The sequence below is a fragment of the Pseudomonas sp. ESBL9 genome (genome assembly GCF_036668715.1).
Taxonomy (GTDB): Bacteria; Pseudomonadota; Gammaproteobacteria; order Pseudomonadales; family Pseudomonadaceae; genus Aquipseudomonas; species Aquipseudomonas lundensis.
In genome coordinates this window covers 186803-203522 of the sequence record NZ_JAZEVV010000002.1, presented here as the reverse complement: position 1 = coordinate 203522, position 16720 = coordinate 186803, and the positions used below count along the sequence as shown (strand labels likewise).

Annotated in this window: 15 protein-coding genes; 10 read left to right on the top strand and 5 right to left on the bottom strand. The window is 60.4% G+C overall.

Annotated elements, in window-relative coordinates; genetic code table 11:
* The first annotated feature begins 119 nt into the window (after positions 1–119).
* Positions 120–473 carry a YkgJ family cysteine cluster protein gene (locus tag V6F78_RS07385; RefSeq protein ID WP_047278792.1) on the top strand — a complete coding sequence of 118 codons (354 nt, stop codon included), beginning with the start codon at positions 120–122 and terminating at the stop codon, positions 471–473.
* 24 nt (positions 474–497) lie between these two features.
* On the opposite strand, the gene V6F78_RS07380 is transcribed toward V6F78_RS07385, so the two are convergent.
* Positions 498–986, bottom strand: a complete 489-nt coding sequence (locus V6F78_RS07380) for an Lrp/AsnC ligand binding domain-containing protein (RefSeq protein WP_047278794.1) — start codon at positions 984–986, stop codon at positions 498–500.
* A gap of 156 nt (positions 987–1142) precedes the next feature.
* On the opposite strand from V6F78_RS07380, the gene dadA reads away from it, so the two are divergent.
* The 7 genes from dadA (at position 1143) to V6F78_RS07345 (ending at position 8298) form a co-directional block, all read left to right on the top strand.
* Positions 1143–2444: a D-amino acid dehydrogenase gene (dadA, locus tag V6F78_RS07375; RefSeq protein WP_047296499.1), complete on the top strand. Its 1302-nt coding sequence runs from the start codon at positions 1143–1145 to the stop codon at positions 2442–2444.
* Entirely contained in the window at positions 2416–2769 is a 354-nt protein-coding gene (locus V6F78_RS07370; RefSeq protein WP_047296497.1) for a RidA family protein, read from the top strand. Before dadA ends, V6F78_RS07370 begins: the two co-directional genes overlap by 29 nt.
* 98 nt (positions 2770–2867) lie before the next feature.
* The gene (gene alr, locus V6F78_RS07365; protein ID WP_332726922.1) at positions 2868–3944 is read left to right on the top strand and encodes an alanine racemase; all 1077 of its coding nucleotides are present in this window, start codon (positions 2868–2870) and stop codon (positions 3942–3944) included.
* A gap of 127 nt (positions 3945–4071) precedes the next feature.
* Positions 4072–4620 carry a cupin domain-containing protein gene (locus V6F78_RS07360; RefSeq protein WP_047278802.1) on the top strand — a complete coding sequence of 183 codons (549 nt, stop codon included), beginning with the start codon at positions 4072–4074 and terminating at the stop codon, positions 4618–4620.
* 182 nt (positions 4621–4802) lie between these two features.
* A complete protein-coding gene (locus V6F78_RS07355) occupies positions 4803–5213 on the top strand; it encodes a c-type cytochrome (protein ID WP_047278804.1) in 411 nt (136 codons plus the stop codon).
* Positions 5214–5512: 299 nt separating this feature from the next.
* Positions 5513–6259, top strand: a complete 747-nt coding sequence (locus tag V6F78_RS07350) for an S-type pyocin domain-containing protein (protein WP_332726921.1) — start codon at positions 5513–5515, stop codon at positions 6257–6259.
* Between the two features lie 110 nt (positions 6260–6369).
* Positions 6370–8298, top strand: a complete 1929-nt coding sequence (locus V6F78_RS07345; RefSeq protein WP_332726920.1) for an acetyl-CoA hydrolase/transferase C-terminal domain-containing protein — start codon at positions 6370–6372, stop codon at positions 8296–8298.
* 69 nt (positions 8299–8367) lie between these two features.
* Here the strand turns inward: V6F78_RS07345 and V6F78_RS07340 are convergent, their stop codons facing one another.
* Complete coding sequence (locus tag V6F78_RS07340; RefSeq protein ID WP_047296491.1) at positions 8368–8940, bottom strand: xanthine phosphoribosyltransferase; 573 nt, start codon at positions 8938–8940, stop codon at positions 8368–8370.
* Positions 8941–8996: 56 nt separating this feature from the next.
* Entirely contained in the window at positions 8997–11006 is a 2010-nt protein-coding gene (gene rep / locus V6F78_RS07335) for a DNA helicase Rep (RefSeq protein WP_047278813.1), read from the bottom strand.
* Between the two features lie 263 nt (positions 11007–11269).
* On the opposite strand from rep, the gene V6F78_RS07330 reads away from it, so the two are divergent.
* Positions 11270–12937, top strand: a complete 1668-nt coding sequence (locus tag V6F78_RS07330; RefSeq protein ID WP_047278816.1) for a putative bifunctional diguanylate cyclase/phosphodiesterase — start codon at positions 11270–11272, stop codon at positions 12935–12937.
* Positions 12938–12958: 21 nt separating this feature from the next.
* On the opposite strand, the gene V6F78_RS07325 is transcribed toward V6F78_RS07330, so the two are convergent.
* Positions 12959–14344, bottom strand: a complete 1386-nt coding sequence (locus V6F78_RS07325; RefSeq protein ID WP_048375178.1) for a NorM family multidrug efflux MATE transporter — start codon at positions 14342–14344, stop codon at positions 12959–12961.
* A gap of 152 nt (positions 14345–14496) precedes the next feature.
* Here V6F78_RS07325 and V6F78_RS07320 point away from each other — a divergent pair, with 152 nt between their 5' ends.
* Positions 14497–15417: a LysR substrate-binding domain-containing protein gene (locus V6F78_RS07320; protein ID WP_332726919.1), complete on the top strand. Its 921-nt coding sequence runs from the start codon at positions 14497–14499 to the stop codon at positions 15415–15417.
* A gap of 33 nt (positions 15418–15450) precedes the next feature.
* Here V6F78_RS07320 and V6F78_RS07315 read toward each other — a convergent pair whose 3' ends face one another.
* On the bottom strand, positions 15451–16683 hold the full coding sequence (locus tag V6F78_RS07315) for a VWA domain-containing protein (RefSeq protein ID WP_070412870.1): 1233 nt from the start codon (positions 16681–16683) through the stop codon (positions 15451–15453).
* Between the last annotated feature and the right edge of the window lie 37 nt (positions 16684–16720).

Sequence of the window (16720 nt, the reverse complement as noted above, 5' to 3'; positions counted from 1 at the left end):
AAAATTTGACAGAGCATAAGCCGTGCCCTTCCCGTGGGGCAAGAACAGCTGGACGGCGCTGTCTAGGGCAGGGGTTTTCAGGCAGACTCTGTGGCCTTTTCAACATCGGTACGCGCTGAATGAGCTGTAACAGTCACAAAATCCGCTTTCTCAGGCAGCAAATCCCGTCGTTCGAATGCGTACCGGGTTGCCACGACTGCTGCGGGCCCGTGACCACCTCGTCCGAAGAAATGGCGCGTCTGCCGCGCAAAACAGCGGCCGAACAGGCGGCGGCCATGGACGAGCTCAATTGCGTACACCTGGGGCCGAACGGTTGCACGGTGTATGAAGAGCGCCCGTTGATCTGCCGCCTGTTCGGCACCACCCCGACATTGCCGTGCCCCAATGGCCGACGCCCTGTGGAGATGATTCATCCGAGCGCCGAAAAGCTGGTGCACGAATACATCGCCACCACCCGGCAAGTGCTGGTCTGAACGCTCGCGGCTGCACCCTCAGGTTCAATCCGGGATCGGCAGGTTCAGGCTTTCTTTGACCTCTTCCATCACGATGTAACTTTTGGATTCGCGCACGTGGGGCAGTTTCAACAGAATGTCCCCCAGCAACTTGCGATAAGACGCCATCTCGCTGATGCGCGCTTTTACCAGATAGTCAAAATCCCCTGACACCAGATGGCACTCCAGCACATGGGGAAGTTTCAGCACGGCACGTCGGAACTCATCAAAGGTGTCGCCTGACTTGTAGTCGAGGCTGATCTCAACGAACACCAGCAAACTGCCCTGCAAATGCTGCGGGTTGAGCCGGGCGTTGTAACCCATGATGATCCCTTCGCGCTCCAGCCTGCGCACCCGCTCGGTACACGGCGTGGTCGACAGCCCGACCTTCTCCCCCAGTTCAGTAAACGAGATGCGGCCGTCGGCCTGCAAAATGCGCAAAATATTGCGATCGATCTTGTCCAGTTCACGCTTTGTTTGGTGATTTGTGCGCATAGGAGAATCTCCTTTGTCAAAAGCGTTTAAGCCGAGAATTGTCGCCAAATATAGCCATTTATACAGTGAATTCCACTAGCCAATGGTTCATATACTGCGCCCATCTTCGCTTTGAACAATAAACGTCTGCGGCTGGCCGCGATGAGGGATATAAATATGCGAGTTATGGTATTGGGTGGCGGCGTCATTGGTACTGCCAGCGCCTATTATCTGGCCCGAGCCGGCTTTGAAGTGGTCGTGATCGACCGTCAGCCCGCCGTTGCAATGGAAACCAGCTTTGCCAACGCAGGCCAGGTTTCACCCGGTTATGCCTCACCGTGGGCTGCACCGGGCGTGCCGCTCAAAGCCATGAAATGGCTGCTCGAACGCCACGCGCCTTTGGCCATCAAAGCCACCGCCAATATCGATCAATACCTGTGGATGGCGCAGATGCTGCGCAACTGCACCGCCAGCCGTTATGCCGTGAACAAAGAGCGCATGGTGCGTCTGTCCGAGTACAGCCGCGACTGCCTGGATGAACTGCGCGCCGAAACCGGCATTGCCTACGAGGCTCGCAACCTGGGTACGACTCAACTGTTCCGCACCCAGGCGCAGCTCGATGGCGCCGCCAAAGACATCGCCGTCCTCAAAGAATCAGGCGTTCCTTACGAACTGCTCGACCGCGACGGCATTGCCCGCGTCGAACCTGCACTGGCCAGCGTCACCGACATTCTGGCCGGGGCTTTGCGCTTGCCGAATGACCAGACGGGCGACTGTCAGATGTTCACCACCCGCCTGGCAGAAATGGCGAAGAACCTGGGCGTGGAATTCCGCTTCGGCCAGGACATTCAGCGTCTGGACTACGCGGGCGACCGCATCAACGGTGTGATGATCGACGGCAAGCTCGAAACGGCCGACCGTTACGTGCTGGCGCTGGGCAGCTACTCGCCGCAACTGCTCAAGCCGCTGGGCATCAAGGCCCCGGTTTACCCGCTCAAGGGTTACTCGTTGACCATTCCGATCACCCACCCGGACATGGCCCCGACCTCGACGATTCTCGACGAGACCTACAAGGTCGCGATCACCCGTTTCGACAACCGCATTCGCGTCGGCGGCATGGCCGAGATTGCCGGTTTTGACCTCTCGCTTAATCCGCGTCGGCGCGAAACCCTGGAGATGATCGTCAACGACCTTTATCCTCGCGGCGGTGACTTGAGCCAGGCCAGTTTCTGGACCGGCTTGCGTCCCACCACGCCAGACGGCACGCCGATTGTCGGTGCGACCCCGTTCAAGAACCTGTTCCTGAACACCGGCCACGGCACACTCGGCTGGACCATGGCGTGCGGTTCCGGTCGTTACCTGGCTGATGTGATGGCCAAGAAAACGCCACAAATCAGCACCGAAGGCCTCGATATTTCGCGTTACGGCAACCACCAGGAGACTGCTAAACATGGCAATCCAGCGCCAGCTCACCAATGACCGCATGAGCCAGATCGTCGTCCACAACGGGACGGTGTACCTGTCCGGTCAAGTCGGCGATGACATGAATGCGGGTGTCGAGCAGCAGACCCGTGAAACGCTGGTTAACATCGAGCGCCTGCTGGATTTGGCTGGCACCGACAAGCATCACATCCTGTCGGTGACCATCTACCTCAAGGACATCGATGCTGATTTTGCCGGCATGAACCGTGTGTGGGACCAATGGCTGCCCAACGGTGTGCAACCGGCCCGTGCCACCGTTGAAGCCAAGCTGTGCGAACCCGAAATTCTGGTTGAGCTGTCAGTGATTGCAGCTCTGCCTTAACTGTTCTGCTCCGTGTAACAGTCCCTCTTGCGGCGCAGCTCGCAGTTAACGCTGCGGGTAGCGCCGTTTTTTTATTCATTAGCCGTTAGAAGCCCGCCATGCGCCCAGCCCGTGCCCTGATCGACCTTCAAGCCCTGCGTCATAACTACCAATTGGCCCGCGAAGTGACGGGGGCCAAAGCCCTCGCCGTGATCAAGGCCGATGCCTACGGCCATGGCGCCGTACGCTGCGCCCAGGCGCTGGAGGGCGAAGCGGATGGCTTCGCTGTCGCCTGCATTGAAGAAGCACTGGAGCTGCGCGAGGCGGGCATCCGTGCCCCGATCCTGCTGCTGGAGGGTTTTTTCACCGCCCAGGATGAACTGCCGCTGATCGTCGAGCACGACCTGTGGTGCGTGGTGCACTCGCTGTGGCAACTCGATGACATCCTCGCCAGCACGCTCGCCAGACCGATTCACGTCTGGCTCAAGCTTGACACCGGCATGCACCGCGTCGGGCTGCATCCGGCGGACTTTCAGGCGGCTTACCAACGCCTGCTCGCCAGCCCCAACGTTGCGAAGGTGGTGTTGATGAGCCACTTCTCCCGGGCAGACGAACTGGGATGCGGCCGCAGCGAAGAACAGGTGGCGGTGTTCGAAGCGGCCCGCGCTCAATTGAACGCTGAAGTGAGCCTGCGCAATTCGCCCGCGGTGCTTGGCTGGCCGAGTGTGCCCAGCGACTGGGTACGCCCTGGCCTGATGCTGTATGGAAGCACCCCGTTCGAAGAAGCCCATGCGCTGGCTGAACGTTTGCAGCCGGTGATGACACTGGAGTCCAAGGTCATTTGCGTGCGTGAATTGCCTGCCGGCGAACCGGTGGGCTATGGCGCCCGCTTCATCACCGACCGCCCCATGCGCATTGGCGTTGTGGCCATGGGCTACGCCGACGGTTATCCCCGCCACGCCCCCACGGGCACGCCGGTTTGGGTGGGCGGGCAACGCAGCCAATTGCTGGGGCGCGTGTCGATGGACATGCTGTGCATCGACCTGACGGATGTGCCAGAGGCGGGTCTGGGGTCTACCGTTGAACTGTGGGGTAAACACATCCTTGCCAGTGAAGTGGCGGCACATGCTGAAACCATTCCTTACCAGATTTTTTGCAACCTCAAACGCGTGCCAAGCCTCTATTCCGGGAGCTGATGGCAGACCGTCCAAATAAGGAGCCAAACGGTTGCGCAGGTTTGAAGTCGAAGTGTTGTAAATACTGAACGCTATCGCCATGATGGCGCCCATTCGACCTAAATCTGAACCCCAGGAGGCTCCCGCATTGGACGTCGGTGAACGACTGCAATCCATCCGCAAACTGAAAGGGCTATCTCAGCGTGAACTCGCCAAACGGGCGGGGGTCACCAATAGCACCATTTCAATGATCGAAAAGAACAGTGTCAGCCCTTCGATCAGTTCGTTGAGAAAAGTGCTGAGCGGCATCCCGATGTCGATGGTCGAGTTCTTTTCCGAAGAAATCCTTCAAGAAACACCGACTCAGATTGTCTATAAAGCCAATGAGCTGATCGACATTTCCGACGGTGCCGTGACCATGAAACTGGTCGGCCGCGCGCACCCCAGCCGGGCCATTGCCTTCCTGAACGAAATTTACCCACCGGGCGCCGACACCGGCGACGAAATGCTGACCCACGACGGTGAAGAAACCGGCATTTTGCTCGAAGGTCGTCTTGAATTGACCGTAGGTCTTGAGACGTTCGTGCTGGAAGCAGGTGACAGCTACTATTTCGAGAGCTCGAAGCCGCATCGTTTTCGCAATCCGTTCGACGTCGCAGCGCGACTAATCAGCGCAGCGACCCCGGCGAACTTCTAAGAAAAGAGGCGCCCTGCAGGCCCTGCAGAGGCGGCCCACGTTGCATTTCGCCACTTATAAGACCCCTTCTACTTTAGGGTTGTTTCAGAGTGGCGGGCTAACCGTTATACTTTCGCCCGCCCGCGAAACCGTGGTTGTGGGCGTGACTAGCCACCATTGAGGGTGAACGCGTGAACCTAATTATGAAAATGCTGGCCGTACCAGCAGCAGTAGTGGCCCTTTGGGCAGTCAACGCTCAAGCAACGACGAACGATGACATCGCAAAACGTCTTGAGCCTGTGGGTAAAGTTTGTATTGAAGGCCAGGAATGCAAAGGGATGGAAGTTGCAGCCTCGGTCGGCGGCGGCGGTATGTCGGCAGACGACATCATCGCCAAGCATTGCAACGCGTGCCATGGCACAGGCCTGTTGGGCGCACCGAAAATCGGTGACACCGCCGCCTGGAAAGAACGCGCAGATCACCAGGGCGGCCTTGACGGCATCCTGGCCAAGGCCATCACCGGGATCAACGCCATGCCGCCCAAAGGCACGTGCACAAGTTGCTCCGATGAAGACCTCAAAGGCGCCATCGAGAAGATGTCCGGTTTGAAATAAACCGATCTCCTGCAAAAAAGCCGCTGATGGGCGGCTTTTTTGTGCCTGCCGTTTCACCCCTGCCCACGGCCCTTACGCCGCAAGGCCGAAAGACCAAGTTACAAACCGTTCAGAAAACTCAGAATTCTCCTACGCGTCCCGTACCGGCATGTCGCTAGCATCGCGACACACCCATCCAGCGACTCATGCCTGTGTACGAAACGTGTGTGGCCTCATCTCATTCCCCTTGCCCCTGTCGCGCCTGCACCCGGCAGCGCAAGGCCGTCCCGGCGTTCAACGCACCTGCAAGCCCGCCAGGGATGGCACGCGGCAGCGTGTTCGCCAAGTCGTGTGCGCTGCCAGACGGGCTGATGGACTTCAGCAATTACAACGAGTTCGTCCCCGTGGAGGCGCTGACCCAGTACGGCGAATTTGCCGTGCTGGGCACCGACACCCGCATTGCCGGTGACCATACGGATTTGCTCTGGATTGGCGGCTCTCTCAGCGCCAGGCTGTTCGCCGCCCGCCTGCAGGGCAGCCTGGCCGTGAAGGCCCCACCGCGAAGCCGGGTCGTCGTCACCGTGCTGATGCCCAGCACCAATTCGGGGGACAGCGCGTTCTACCGTCACGAGCAATATGGCCAACTCACGGAAGGCAACACGCGTGTGAGGTTGACCGTCAAACATCTGCACGACGGCGCCATCAGCGCCTACGGTTTTTATACCGGCACCAAAAGAGAATGGCAGCGGGTCCCCGTCATCGCGGCACACGCGCACGCTGAACAACGGGTCGCCCGCGTGGGCAACGGCCTTGAAATAAGCTGGAAACCCGCACCCGACCCGTCGGCCATCGCCCCCCTTGCGCCCCTCGAAGGGGCATCCCTCAAACCGGCCGCCTGGGTGTTCCCGCCCTCCAATCAGGCCGACACGATGCTGGTCAACCCCGTCTACCCGCCCGACTATCAAGACGCCATTGTGTGGTTTCCCGGCCTTGCCCACCGTGCGCCTGTGTATGTTTCGATCAACGTGCGCTTGCCGGAAACCGGCGAAATCCACAGCGTGGGTTAAACACGCTGTTCCTGTTCCGGGCAGGCCGGTCGGGGTTAGTCTTGGTCAGTGCAACCAATACCCGTCACTCTCAGTCACATCTCTACACATGGATGGTTTTGGAGGATCAGATGGTGCAGTCCTGTTCAATCGAGCGCGCAGTCGATGACGTATTGGCGCGGCTTCCCTCGCATATTCACCTGGGTTTACCGCTGGGTCTGGGCAAGGCCAATCGCTTCGTCAACGCGCTCTACCAACGCATCAGGCAACTGCCCGAACGCCGACTGACGATATACACCGCCCTCAGCCTTGGCCGCCCGCCTCTGGGCGAAGGGCTGCAAAGGCAGTTTCTCGAACCGTTCATCGAGCGGGTGTTTGGCGACTACATTGAGCTGGACTACCTCGCCGACCTGCACCGCAACAGCCTCCCGGACAACATCCACGTCGAGCAATTCTTCATGCAGCCGGGCAGCCTGCTCAACAGCCCGTCGGCCCAACAAGACTACGTCAGCAGCAATTACAGCCACGCCGCCCGCGACATCAACGCCAATGGCTTGAATCTGGTCGCGCAACTCATCGCCCGTGATCCGCAGGATGCCAATCGCCTGAGCCTGAGCTGCAACCCCGACATCACCCTGGATCTGCTGCCGATGATCGCCAAGCGTCGGGCCGCGGGCGAGACCATCCTGATGCTGGGCCACGTCCACAGCGACCTGCCGTTCATGCCCGGCGACGCCGAAATGACAGCCGACGATTTTGACCTGCTCATCGAGGAGGAGGAGCGCACCACGCTGTTCTCCACACCCAATATGCCGGTGAGCCTGCAAGACCACTTTATCGGCCTGCACGCCAGCACCCTGGTGCGCGATGGCGGCACCTTGCAAATCGGGATCGGTGCCATGGGGGATGCGCTGGTGGCGGCATTACTGGCACGTCAGGCCGACAACGCAGGCTATCGCGCCTTGCTCGACGACCTGGACATCAGCCCTTGGCACAACCTGATCGAAGCAGAGGGCGGCATCGTGCCCTTCGCCCAAGGCTTGTACGGTTGCAGTGAAATGTTTGTACACGGGCTGATGGTGTTGGTGGACGCGGGCATCGTGCGGCGCAAGGTGTACCCGGACGCCGAACGTCAGGCGCTCGCCAACGCGGGCATGCTTGACGAGAGCCTGCACACTGACGGGGTGTGCGTGCATGGCGGCTTCATCCTCGGCCCGGCCAGTTTTTACCAACGCCTGCGGGAGGTGCCTCACAGCAAACGCAGCGAATTCAACATGACCGCCATCAGCTTTATCAACGAGCTGTACGGCCAGGAAGCATTGAAACGCCTGCAACGCCGCTACGCGCGCTTTGTGAACAGCGCGTTCACCATGACCTTGCTTGGCGCCGGGGTGGCCGATCAACTGCAAGACGGCCGCGTACTCAGCGGCGTGGGCGGGCAATACAACTTTGTCGCGCAGGGGCACGCCCTGCATGACGCACGCTCGGTCATCATCCTGCGCAGCTGGCGTGAGTCGGGCGGGGAGGTGAGTTCCAACATCGTCTGGGAATATGGGCACTGCACCATCCCGCGCCACCTGCGCGACATCGTGATCACCGAATACGGCATCGCTGATTTGCGCGGCAAAACAGACCGCAAGGTCATCGAAGCCTTGCTCAACATTACGGACTCACGCTTTCAGACCGAGCTCATCGAGCAGGCTCAGCACATCGGCAAGCTGCCCAAAGACTTTTGCCTGGATCCGCGCTTTGCCAACAACAGCCCGGAGCGCTTGCACGCCATCGCCGCGCGCCATCCGCACCTGTTCCCGGAGTACCCGCTGGGCTGTGATTTCAGCGCGCAGGAGCAAGACCTGCTGCGAGCCCTGAACTGGCTCAAGAGCAAATTCAAACTCACGCAGATCTATGAACTGGGCAAGGCCACGCTGGACGCACCCGCGCCCCATGCCTTCCCGGAGCACCTGGCGCGCATGCAACTGGCAAAGCCCACTGGCCTGCGCGAAGAGTTGTATCAGCGCTTGCTGCTGGCGGGTTTACAGGCAACCGCCAAGCCGCACTGAAACACAGGCACGCACGTGCTTTAACCGTTGGCGGCGCACGGCGTGGCCAGCGGTTAAAGAGGCAACGCCTTACTCGATAAAGGTCACTTTGCCGTCGGTCAGGGACTTGACCCGAGCCAACGACTCAACGCGATAACCCTGAGCGTCCAGTTCGGCACGGCCGCCCTGAAACGACTTCTCGATCACGATGCCAAGGCCTGCAACCGTGGCGCCCGCTTGCTTGATGATCGAAATCAGTGCCTGCGAAGCCTTGCCGTTGGCCAGGAAGTCATCGATGACCAGCACGCGGTCGGTGCTTTTCAGGTGACGCGGCGAGATCGCAACGGTGCTTTCGGTCTGCTTGGTGAACGAGTAAACGGTCGCCGTCAGCAGGTTCTCAGTCAGGGTCAGCGACTGGTGCTTGCGGGCAAAAATCACCGGCACGCCCAGGTTCAAACCCGTCATCACCGCAGGCGCAATGCCCGACGCTTCGATGGTGACGATCTTGGTGATGCCCGCATCTTTGAACAAACGCGCGAACTCGTCGCCGATCTCTTTCATCAATTGCGGATCGATCTGATGGTTCAAAAAGGCGTCGACCTTCAAAACCTGATCGGAAAGCACGATGCCTTCTTCGCGAATTTTCTTGTGCAGTGCTTCCAACGTAACGTCCTCAAATAGCGCTTATGCGCTGAAGGTAGAGTGAAAAATAGTCGATTTTAGCGTTTAAGCATGGCGCGTATATCGGCCAATGCCGTATTTCCGCGAACCGCTTTAACTTCGGTAGGGGTGTCGTCGTTACCTTCCCAGGCCAAGTCGTCCGGGGGCAGCTCATCCAGAAAGCGGCTAGGCGCGCAATCGATGATCTCGCCGTACTGTTTACGCTTGGCGGCAAAGGTAAACGCCAGCGTCTGACGTGCGCGGGTAATCCCGACGTAGGCCAGGCGCCGTTCTTCTTCAATGGTGTCGGCTTCAATACTGGAACGGTGCGGCAGGATTTCTTCTTCCATGCCCATGATGAACACGTAGGGGAATTCCAGGCCCTTGGACGCGTGCAAGGTCATCATCTGCACGCCTTCGGCGCCGTCTTCCTCTTCTTGCTGACGTTCGAGCATGTCACGCAACACCAGCTTGCCGATGGCCTCTTCGATGGTCATGCCGCCGTCTTCGTCTTTTTCGAGGGTGTTTTTCAACGCCTCGACCAAAAACCAGACGTTGGCCATGCGGTAGTCCGCCGCTTTCTCGCTCGAACTGTTGGTGCGCAGCCAGTTCTCGTAGTCGATGTCCATGATCATGCTGCGCAGCGCGGCTATCGGGTCTTCGCCCGCGCACTGCTGGCGGATGCGGTCCATGAAGCGCTTGAAGCGTGCCAGTCGGTCGGTGTAACGGGTGTCGAGGTGCTCGCCCAGGCCGATTTCGTCGGTGGCCGCGTACATCGAAATCTTGCGTTCGGTGGCGTAGTTGCCGAGTTTTTCCAGCGTCGTGGAACCGATTTCCCGGCGCGGCACGTTAATCACCCGCAGGAAGGCGTTGTCGTCATCCGGGTTCACGATCAAGCGGAAATAGGCCATCAGGTCTTTGACTTCCTGACGTCCGAAGAAGCTGTTACCGCCAGACAGACGATACGGAATCTGATGGTGCTGCAATTTCAGCTCAATCAGTTTGGCCTGATAGTTCCCGCGATAGAGGATCGCAAAGTCGCTGTAGGGCCGGTCGGTGCGCAAGTGCAACGTGAGGATTTCAACCGCCACACGCTCGGCTTCTGCGTCTTCGTTGCGGCAGCGAATGACCCGCACTTCATCGCCATGCCCCATCTCGCTCCACAGTTGCTTCTCGAACGCGTGCGGGTTGTTGGAAATGAGCACGTTGGCACAGCGCAGGATGCGGCTGGTGGAGCGATAGTTTTGCTCCAGCATCACCACTTTCAGGGACGGGTAATCGTCCTTGAGCAACATCAGGTTTTCCGGGCGGGCGCCGCGCCAGGCGTAGATTGACTGGTCGTCGTCGCCCACCACGGTGAACTGGTTGCGCGTGCCAATCAGGTACTTGACCAGCAAATACTGGCTGGCGTTGGTGTCCTGGTATTCGTCCACCAACAGGTAGCGCACCTTGTTCTGCCACTTTTCAAGGATGTCGGCGTGCTCTTCGAACAGCTTGACGGGCAACAGGATCAGGTCGTCAAAGTCCACCGCGTTGTACGCCTTGAGCGTGCGCTGGTAGTGGGTATAGACAATGGCGGCCGTCTGTTCCTTGGGGTTGCGGGCGTCCTCAAGGGCCTTGGCAGGCAGGATCAGGTCGTTTTTCCACGAGCCGATCATGTTCTTGATTTCATCGACCCCGTCGTCGCCCGAGTACTCCTTCTGCATGATGTCGGTCATCAGCGCTTTGACGTCCGCTTCGTCAAAGATCGAAAAACCCGGCTTGTAGCCCAGCCGCGCATGCTCCTTGCGGATGATGTTGAGCCCCAGGTTGTGAAACGTACTCACTGTCAGGCCACGGCCCTCGCCCTTTTTGAGCAATGTGCCGACCCGTTCCTTCATCTCGCGCGCCGCCTTGTTGGTAAAGGTCATGGCGACGATGTACTGGGCGCGGATGCCACAGTTCTGGATCAAGTGCGCGATTTTGCGGGTAATCACGCTGGTTTTGCCCGAGCCCGCGCCGGCGAGCACCAAAAGAGGGCCGCCGACGTAGCTCACGGCTTCTTGCTGCCGGGGATTGAGTCGGGACATGACGAGTCAGGGGGTCGTATCTGAAAAGGGCGGGCATTTTAACAGGCTGAGCAAATATTGCTGCCACTCTGCGACAGTGTGACGTAGCACTCTGTCTAAATTTGCTGCTTTTGTTACTTTCGCGCAGGATGCCGGGCGGATTTGAGGCTACCGTGAGAGGTGGACCACAAATATGTATTTGATAACCAATGTCATTTGCCATTGGTCGTCGGCGCGTCATAATGCTCACCGCCTGAAATTACTGCAGAGTCTAGGGAGCCAGCTTGTCTACGCCTGTCGAACCCTTGCGTTTGCTGCTATTGGCCGAAGAGCCTTCTTGGGCAGCGTTGTTGCGCGAGTGTCTGGCGCCCATAAAAACCGTTGCCGTTCTTGTGTGTGCGCCGAATTGGGAATCGGTCAGTTATCTGTTCGAAAACGACCGCAATGCGTTGCTGCTCACCACCCCCGCGCTACAACCCGCACCGGGCCGTTGCCGGTTATCGACCATTCTGCTGCTGGAGGCTGAACCCGATGCCTCGCCGCAAGGGGTCAGCGACTGGTTCGTGGCGTCCAACCTGACGACCGATTTATTGCGCCGAAGCCTGCGGCATGTTCGCGAGCGCGGCGTACTCGAACACACCTTGCAGCGCTTGGCCGAAGAAGACCCGCTGACCGGCATCGCCAACCGCCAGGGCTTTCAGACCCTGCTGGCCGTGCGTCTGGCGGAAAGTGAAGGCCGCGGCATCGCCCTCGGGCATCTGGACCTGGACAACTTTCGCCACGCCAACGATGCCCTTGGGCACCAGGCGGGGGATCGCCTGATCCTGCAAGTGGTGGCCCGGCTCAAAAGCCAGCTGGAAGCGGGCGATCAACTGGCCCGACTGGGCAGCGACGAATTCGCCTTGTTGATCGACACCCGCCGCGCCCCCGAACGCGCCGAGCAGATCGCTGAACGCATCACCGAAGCGCTGGCCGAACCTTACTGGATTGACGGCGAAAGCCTGTTGATCGGTTGCAGCCTTGGTATCGCCCATGCGCGCGCCAACGCCGGGGCCGATCCGCTGATGTGGCATGCGCACATCGCCATGCAGCAGGCCAAGAGCACGCAAGGCTGCACGTTTCACCTGTTCAATGAACGCATCAACCGCAACGCCCGCAGCCTGGCAGACCTTGAAAGCGAACTGCGCCGCGCCCTGCGCCGCGACGAGCTGGAGCTGCATTACCAGCCGCGCCTGGATTTGGGCACCGGGCAGATTGTCGGCCTTGAAGCCTTGGTGCGCTGGCGTCACGGCGAACGTGGCCTGCTGGCTCCCAGCGAGTTTGTGCCGCTGGCCGAACAAAGCGGGTTGATTGTGCCGCTGGGCTATTGGGTGATTTCCCGGGCGCTGCGCGACATGCAAGCCCTGCGCGAACACGGGTTTGCGCCGCTGCACATGGCGGTCAACCTGTCGTTCAGGCAATTTCAGGACAGCCAGTTGCTCTCCACCCTCAGCCGCTTGATTAGCGAGCGCGGGGTCGAGGCGCAGTGGTTGGAATTCGAACTGACTGAAACCGCCGTGATGCGGCGCAGCGACCTGGTCAAGCAGACGATGGATGCGCTGGGGCGGCTGGGCGTGAGGTTTTCGCTGGACGACTTCGGGACGGGGTTTTCTTCTTTCGTGCACCTCAACAGCCTGCCGATCGCCTTGTTGAAAATCGACAAAAGTTTCGTCGGCGGCATGGAGAGTCGCGAAGAAAACCGCAAGCTGGTGCCCGCCATGATCAACCTAGCGCACAACCTCAAGCTGGAAGTGGTCGCCGAAGGAGTCGAAACCCCCGAGCAACTGGCCCTGCTGCGTAGCTTTGGCTGCGATCAGGTACAGGGCTATTTCATCAGCAAGCCCTTGCCACTGACCGAACTGGTGGCCTTCTTGAGCCAGGCCATGGGCAAGCGCGAGGCGGCCTCGCGCTAACGTCGCGAGGCTCGGCTACCCCTACAGGCGGATCGCGGCGTTGTGCGCACGCCTGAGCATGCGCCGCATCTTCCACTCGAACGCCAGAGTCAGGCTGATGGCCGCGCACGCGAGCCCCAATGCCAGCCCCCACCAAACGCCCGCCGGGCCCCAGTCGAAGGTGAACGCCAGCAACCAGGCCAGCGGCGCGCCAATGGCCCAGTAGCAGAACAGGCCGACGAGAAAGGTCGTGCGGGCGTCTTTCAGCCCGCGAATCGCGCCCATGGCGATGGTTTGCGCACCGTCGAACAGCTCAAACCACGCCGCCACCGCCAGCAAGCTCATCGCCAGCTCGAACACCGGGCGGAACGCCAGATTGTCGTAGTCCAGCAAAAGGCCGACCAGCTCCTTGGGCCAGAACCAGAACACCACCGAAAAGCACAGCATGGTCGCCGCGCCAAAGCCGATCCCGACCCGTCCCGCCAGGCGTGCGCGCAACAAATCGCCTCCGCCGTAATGCTGACCGATGCGCATGGTGATCGCATACGACATGCCCGCGGGCACCATGAACGCAGCCGACACAATTTGCAGCGCGATCTGGTGCGCGGCCAGTTGCGTGCTGCCCATGGTGCCCATGCACAAGGCTGCAAAGGCAAACAACCCGACTTCCACCGCGTAGGTGCCACCGATGGGCAAGCCCAGGCGCCACAGTTCGCGCAGGTACGGCACGTTAAGCCGCGACAGACCTTTGCGCAGCGGATAGGCGTCGTAGGCCGGGTGCCGATGAATATGCCAGGCAAGCCCCAGCGCCATGGCCGTGGCCACAATCGCCGTCACCAGGCCGATGCCCATCAACCCCAGTTTGGGCAGGCCGAACATGCCGGTAATCAGCGCGTAATTGAGCAGGAAGTTGGCCACGGTGCCGATGACGCTAATGACCATCACGGGCACCGGGCGGCCCATCGCACTGGTAAAGCCGCGCAAGGCCATGAACGTCATGTAGCCGGGCAGTGCAAAAGGCAGTAACAACAAGAACTGACCAGCCATTTCGACGTTGCTCGGGGTTTGCCCGAACAGCAGCAACACCGGCTTGATGTTCCACAGGATCAATGCGGCGCCCAGCGCCAGCCCCCACGCCAGCCAAACGCCGGCCTGGGTGAGACGGGTCGCGCCCTCGATGTCGCCCGCGCCCTGGCGGATCGACACCAGCGTGCCCACGGAGGCAATCACCCCCAGGCAGAAAATCGACACGAACGAATAACTGGCCGCCCCCAAACTGCCGCCCGCCAGTGCTTCGGGGCTCAGGCGCGCCATCATCAGGGTGTCGGTGAGCACCATCAGCATGTGCGCCAACTGCGAAGCAATCAGCGGCCCAGCCAACCGCATGATGGCGCCGAGTTCGATACGTGCAGAATGCTGTTTGGTCATCGGTATGAATTCTTAAGATACGTTGAAAGGCTGGATTCTCGGCGCCTTCAGTGATTTAAGCAAAGGGATAAAAACGATCTATGGCATGATTAAAACTCATATCAAATACCTTTATGCCCGCATAAACCTCTCGTATACATGGAATATTCCTCATGTCTCGTAGCCTTCCTCCGCTGTATGCCTTGCGCGCGTTTGAAGCCGCTGCCCGTCACAGCTCGTTTACCCGTGCGGCCGATGAGTTATCCATCACCCAAAGCGCCGTCAGCCGCCACATCAAAACCCTGGAGGCGCACTTTGCCTGTCGACTGTTCCAGCGCAATGGCCGCACGCTGCAACTGACCGAAGCCGCACGCTTACTGGTGCCGGGCGTGCGCGAGGGGTTCCTCGCACTGGAGCGCGCCTGCACCACCTTGCGCGCAGAAGATGACATCTTGCGCATGAAGGCACCGTCGACCCTGACCATGCGCTGGTTGTTGGCCAGACTCAGCCGCTTTCGCCACTTGCAGGTGGGCAACGAAGTCCAGCTGACCAGCGCGTGGATGGACATCGACCATGTCGATTTCAATCAGGAGCCGTTCGACTGCGCGGTGTTGCTGAGTAACGGCCACTTCCCGCCTGACTGGGAGTGCACCTTGCTGTTCCCGGAAATGCTGATCCCGGTGGGCGCGGCCAACCTGCTCGACGAGCAACCGTGGGATGTCTCACGGCTGGCGGGCACCGAGTTGCTGCACCCCACGCCTGACCGTCGCGACTGGCGCCGCTGGCTGGACTGTCAGGGCCTGACCGGGCAGGTGTCGCTCAAGGGCGGGCAGGTGTTCGACACCCTCGAACTGGGGATGATCGCGGCGGCGCGCGGGTATGGCATCTCCATGGGCGACTTGCTGATGGTGGCCGAGGACGTCGCACAGGGGCGGTTGAGCCTGCCGTTTCCAACCGCCGTGGCCAGCGGCGAAAACTACTACCTGGTGTGGCCAAAAACCCGGCCCGGCGGAGAGCGCTTACGCCGCCTGAGCGGCTTCTTGCAGCAAGAAGTCGCCGCCATGGCGCTGCCCGACGTGCGGCGGCTGGCGTGAGGCTGGCGCGCCCGGCCTCACGCTACGACAGGGTCATTCGCACTCTGAAACAGCCTGGGTGGCATGTTTGAGGGCGTTGGCCAAGTCGCTGGCGTTACGGCTGGAGTAGATGCTGCCGCCGGTGTTTTCCGCAATGCAGTTGGACAGCGAGCTGTCACCGATATTGACCACATTCACCCGCAGCCGCGGTTGTTCGACAGCAATGCGCTGCGCCACCTTGCAGACGTTTTCATTGCAGCCGTCGTCGCCGTCCACAAACATCACGATCACCGCGTCGCGATCACGGCCATTGACCTGCCGGGCCGCCTTTTTCAGGCTCGACGCCAGCGGCGTGCCTTCGTTGGCGTTCAGCCCCTGAATCCCGGTGATCAACTGCGGGCGCTGCGCCGCGCTGAAGACACCGTGGTCGGGCTGGCGGAAACACCCGGCAAAGGTCATCAGCCGCGTGTCGATGTCGGGGTGCAGGTTGTTGATGATCCCGGTCAGCGCCGTTTTCGCGACGTCAAGACGGGTTTGCGGGGCGAAGATTTTCACCGTGCGCGGGTCATTGTCTTCGGGCTGGGGACGGCTCTTGAAGTACCAGTCCTCATCGTCCTTGGTCGCGTTGATGTTGAGGTTCATCGAACCCGATGTGTCGAGGATCACCACAAACTCAGGCGGCAACTCGCTGCCTTGCGGCGTGCTGGCACGGCACACAGGATTGCTCTGCACCGGCAACAGGTTCATCGGCGGCAAGCGCCAATGCCATAACGCCCACAGCAACAGGCCCAGCAGCAGAAACAGCGCCAGCAGCCACCACGGCCAGAGACGCCGTGGGCGCCGCACCACAACGGGTGCGGCTACGGGCGCAGGCGCCGGGGTCGCCACCGCGGGTTGTGCCTGCAACCCCCAGCGCACCACCACCGGATCGCCATTGATGCTGTAGAGGTTGTTCAGATCGGGCGCACCAATCAGGGTACGCAAACTGGCGGCCTGCTCCGGCTGACCGCGGGTGACCAGTTCATCGGCCAGTAACCCGAGGGTTTCCTGCCGCTGGCGATAGCGCTCCAGCAACGCCGCCTGCTGGTCTTCATTCAAGTCATGAAAGCGCGTGGGCTGGCCGCCCAGCTCGGTCCACCACTCCACCACGTCGCCACTGCCAATGCGCGGGATCGCGTAGACACTGGCCACCGACGGCGGGAAGTGCTTGAGGATCAGGGCGATTTTGTCTTTTAGCGCGTCCAGTCCGTGTGGCGTGGCGTGCTCGTCCCGGGTAATGCGCTGCATGGGGTGAATTCCTGAAAAAGACGTCGGCAGCGCCAGG

Excerpts from the sequence above, each read along its gene's own strand:
- V6F78_RS07385 (WP_047278792.1), top strand. The coding sequence starts at position 120 with ATGAGCTGTAACAGTCACAAAATCCGCTTTCTCAGGCAGCAAATCCCG.
- V6F78_RS07380 (WP_047278794.1), bottom strand. The coding sequence starts at position 986 with ATGCGCACAAATCACCAAACAAAGCGTGAACTGGACAAGATCGATCGC.
- dadA (WP_047296499.1), top strand. The coding sequence starts at position 1,143 with ATGCGAGTTATGGTATTGGGTGGCGGCGTCATTGGTACTGCCAGCGCC.
- V6F78_RS07370 (WP_047296497.1), top strand. The coding sequence starts at position 2,416 with ATGGCAATCCAGCGCCAGCTCACCAATGACCGCATGAGCCAGATCGTC.
- alr (WP_332726922.1), top strand. The coding sequence starts at position 2,868 with ATGCGCCCAGCCCGTGCCCTGATCGACCTTCAAGCCCTGCGTCATAAC.
- V6F78_RS07355 (WP_047278804.1), top strand. The coding sequence starts at position 4,803 with ATGAAAATGCTGGCCGTACCAGCAGCAGTAGTGGCCCTTTGGGCAGTC.
- V6F78_RS07350 (WP_332726921.1), top strand. The coding sequence starts at position 5,513 with ATGGCACGCGGCAGCGTGTTCGCCAAGTCGTGTGCGCTGCCAGACGGG.
- V6F78_RS07345 (WP_332726920.1), top strand. The coding sequence starts at position 6,370 with ATGGTGCAGTCCTGTTCAATCGAGCGCGCAGTCGATGACGTATTGGCG.
- rep (WP_047278813.1), bottom strand. The coding sequence starts at position 11,006 with ATGTCCCGACTCAATCCCCGGCAGCAAGAAGCCGTGAGCTACGTCGGC.
- V6F78_RS07325 (WP_048375178.1), bottom strand. The coding sequence starts at position 14,344 with ATGACCAAACAGCATTCTGCACGTATCGAACTCGGCGCCATCATGCGG.
- V6F78_RS07320 (WP_332726919.1), top strand. The coding sequence starts at position 14,497 with ATGTCTCGTAGCCTTCCTCCGCTGTATGCCTTGCGCGCGTTTGAAGCC.
- V6F78_RS07315 (WP_070412870.1), bottom strand. The coding sequence starts at position 16,683 with ATGCAGCGCATTACCCGGGACGAGCACGCCACGCCACACGGACTGGAC.